The sequence below is a fragment of the Lactobacillus acetotolerans DSM 20749 = JCM 3825 genome, from assembly GCF_001436775.1.
GTDB lineage: Bacteria > Bacillota > Bacilli > Lactobacillales > Lactobacillaceae > Lactobacillus > Lactobacillus acetotolerans.
Genome location: NZ_AYZC01000072.1, coordinates 1 through 2,977, shown reverse-complemented (window position 1 = coordinate 2,977; position 2,977 = coordinate 1). Strand labels below are relative to the sequence as shown.

The window sequence follows — 2,977 nt, the reverse complement described above, 5'->3', positions numbered from 1 at the left end:
AGTAACAGTATCACCGTAGTGACCATTATCACCTAAGACATAATCAGTCAAACCAGGCACTGGTTTAGTTGTGCCATCCATGTAGTGCACAACTTTAACTGTATCGCCCGCACCTACTGATTCACCAGCGACATAAATTATAACTGTTTGCGAATCTCCAGAGTAAGTAACACTAGTTGGTTGCGTATAATCACTTGGTACCTCAGTACCGCTAGCGTATCTAAAGCCATTGGGTTTAGTCGTCGTAAAGTAAGAACTACCTGCACCTATTTGTAAGGTATCACCGGTGTGGTGGCCTTGCGGTACATCACTCTTAATGATAGTGCCATTCTTAGTCGTAAAGTTAATAGTAACGTTAGCTACTGCATTAGCAGTGTAGTAAAAGATTACTTGGTGTGGTGTATCTTGGGTAAGTTCCAGCGTGACACTATCCTTAGGCACAATCGTGTAACCAACTACTGTTTGCTTAGCATCACTGTCTTTGACAGTAATTTCATCACCATAATTGCCACCTATCCAATAGGAACCCTTGAGCTCAGAATCATCGCTTTGCAAACGGTGCAAAACATGAATGGCATCGGTGTTTGTTCCATCATCCGGTACGTTATCTCCAGCTACATAGACCGTTACTGTATCAGCTTGATCTGTGTATTTAACACTGCCATCATTCTTAGGCTGGGCCTTACCATTTAGTTCAGCAGCTGTTTTGGCATAGTGATAACTTGCTGGGATACTTGATACAATAAAACTATTACCATCAGTCGGATCGAAGGTCTCATTCATATAACCTTGTGGTGCTTTAACTTTATCACCGACTACTTTGCCTGTCTTGGCATTGACAAACTGAACACTCAGCTTATCTTCTGCATCAGCCTGGTAATAGAAGATGATCGTCTGCTTAGTCTGATATTTAAGTTCCCGCTCTTGTTCCGCTGGATTGGTTAAGGTATAACCAGCTGGAGCTTTTTGCTTTTCATCTGTGCCACTGGCAGTAACCGTATCGCCATAATGACCGCCTAACCAGTAATCACTAACCTTTATCCCTGGAACTGTATCTTCAGTATGGGTACCATCTTGGCTTTCCAGGTAGTGTAGTACATGGACTGCATCTTTATTAGTACCGTCATCTGGTACATTATCTCCAGCTACATAGACCGTTACTGTATAATCTTGATCCGTGTATTTGACACTGCCGTCATTCTTAGGCTGGGTCTTACCGTTCAATTCATCCGCTGTTTTGGCATAATGATAGCCATCCGGTATTTTGCTTGTAATAAAACTATTACTATCAGTTGGATCAAATGGTTTATTCATATAACCGTCTGGTGCCTTTATTGCTTGGCCAACATCTTTGCCTGTTCTGGCATTTACATATTGAACGCTCAAATGAGCTTCTTTATCGGCTTTATAGTAAAAGATGAACTCTGACTGCTTAGTAGCACCCTTAACTAACTCGTAGCTTTGTTTCTTTGGATTAACTATGGTGTAACCAGTTGGTGCCTTTTGCTTTTCATCTGTACCACTGGCAGTGACGGTATCACCATAATGACCACCTAACCAGTAATCACTTACTTTTATATTTGGAACTACATCAGTCGTCAGTTTATTGTCTTGACTTTCTAGATAGTGAAAGACGTGAACTGCATCTTTATTGGTACCATCATCTGGTACATTATCTCCAGCTACATAGACCGTGACCGTATCATCTTTATCTGTGTATTTGATACTACCGTCATTCTTCGGCTGGGTCTTGCCATTCAGTTCATCACTAGTCTTAGCATAATGGTAACCATCTGGAACATTTGATGTGATAAAGCTATTGTCATCAGTTGGATCAAATGGCTTGTTCATATAACCATCCGGTGCCTTTATTGCTTTACCAACATCTTTACCAGTTCTAGCGTTCACATATTGAACACTCAAATTAGCTTCTTTATCAGCTTTATAGTAGAAGACAAACTCTGGCTGCTTAGTTGCATTCTTAACTAACTCATAGCTTTGCTTCTTTGGGTTAACTATGGTGTAGCCAGTTGGGGCTTTTTGCTTATCATCACTACCACTAGCAGTAACAGTGTCGCCATAAGCACCACCTAGCCAGTAATCATCAACCTTTATACCTGGTACCTTATCGGTAGTCGGTGTATCATCTTGACTTTCCAAGTAATGCAGAACATGAACCGCATCTTTATTAGTACCGTCATCTGGTACCGTATCGCCAGCTACATAAACAGTAAAACTTTGGTCTCCAGTAGTATATTTTGCATTTTCCGCATTTGGCTGCGTTTTTCCATTCAATTCATCCGTCGTCTCAGCGTAGTGATAACCATCAGGAATACCGCCCTTTAACTTAATTGGAGCATCAGTGGCACCCTTTGGCTTATAGACATCACCAACCGTTTCGCCAGTTTTGGCATTTACATAGGTGATCGTCACATTACTTTGTTCAACTGCCTTGTAATAGAAGATAAACTCTGGCTGCGTAGTAGCACCCTTGACTAACTCGTAGCTTTGCTTATCCGGATTAGCTATGGTGTAGCCAGCTGGGGCTTTTTGCTTTTCATCAGTACCGCTAGCAGTGACGGTATCACCATAATGTCCACCTAACCAGTAATCATTAACCTTTATATTTGGAACCAAATCAGTCATTGGGGTACCATCTTGATTTTCCAAGTAGTGCAGTACATGGACTGCATCCTTATTCGTGCCATCATCTGGTACTGTGTCTCCAGCTACATAGACCGGTACTGTGTAATCTTGATCCGTATATTTAATACTGCCATCATTCTTCGGCTGGGTCTTACCATGCAATTCATCACTGGTCGTGGCATAATGGTAGCCGTCTGGAATATTGATCGTGATAAAGCTATTACTATCAGTCGGATCAAATGGTTTATTCATATAACCGTCTGGTGCCTTTATCGCCTTGCCAACATCTTTGCCGGTTCTGGCATTCACATATTGGACACTCAAATTAGCT

Annotated in this window: 1 protein-coding gene; it reads right to left on the bottom strand. The window is 41.6% G+C overall.

The window, feature by feature from the left end; all coding sequences use genetic code 11:
- Positions 1–2,977: hypothetical protein (locus FC77_RS08095; protein WP_162258108.1), on the bottom strand; the 2,977-nt coding region annotated here is incomplete at both ends.